The sequence below is a fragment of the Oleiphilus sp. HI0066 genome (genome assembly GCF_001635725.1).
In genome coordinates, this window is record NZ_LWFH01001812.1 from 1 (window position 1) to 933 (window position 933).

The following is a 933-nucleotide window of genomic DNA, read 5'->3' on the forward strand; positions in this document are numbered from 1 at the left end:
ATAGGATATTGAATACATCTGGATGCGCCTTTTCCACCTCATCCAACAACAATACCGAATAAGGTTTTCGTCGTACCGCCTCAGTGAGGTAACCACCTTCTTCATAGCCCACGTAACCAGGAGGAGCACCGATTAATCGCGCGACCGAGTGCTTCTCCATAAACTCAGACATATCGATACGAACCATTGCTTCTTCAGTATCAAACAAGAAGTTTGCCAAAGACTTGCACAACTCAGTCTTACCCACGCCTGTTGGCCCAAGGAATAGGAAAGAACCATTCGGTCGATTCGGATCAGACAAACCTGCGCGAGAACGACGTACCGCATCAGCAACCGCATTAACCGCTTCTTGCTGCCCTATCACGCGCTCATGCAAAGCATCTTCCATACGTAATAGCTTTTCTTTCTCGCCTTCTAGCATTTTCGAAACAGGAATCCCTGTCCATTTCGAAACCGTCTCGGCGATCTCTTCCTCTGTCACGCGGTTACGTAACAAGGTCATACCAACCATCTCCGCCTGGCTCGCCATGTCTAACTGACGCTCTAACTCCGGAATTTTGCCATATTGCAGTTCCGACATAAGTCCTAAATCACCGTTACGACGCGCTGTATCAAGCTCAACACGCGCCTGCTCTAGCTGACTTTTCACTTGCTGCGAACCTGGCAAGGCAGCTTTTTCTGACGTCCAAACTTCTTCAAGATCGGCAAATTCTTTTTCGACAGTCTCAATACGTTTGTTAAGTTCTAACAAGGATTTCTTTGAACCTTCATCCTTTTCTTTCTTTAAAGCTTCTCGTTCAATTTTGAGCTGAATGAGTCGACGCTCTAACTTATCTAAGGACTCTGGCTTCGAATCCATCTCCATACGAATTTGGCTCGCAGCCTCATCTACTAGATCAATAGCTTTGTCTGGCAATTGTCGGTCACTGATAT

Annotated in this window: 1 protein-coding gene; it reads right to left on the reverse strand. The window is 46.4% G+C overall.

The window, feature by feature from the left end; genetic code table 11:
* On the reverse strand, positions 1 to 933 hold a 933-nt coding region (locus tag A3738_RS28090), incomplete at both ends, for an AAA family ATPase (protein WP_156504561.1).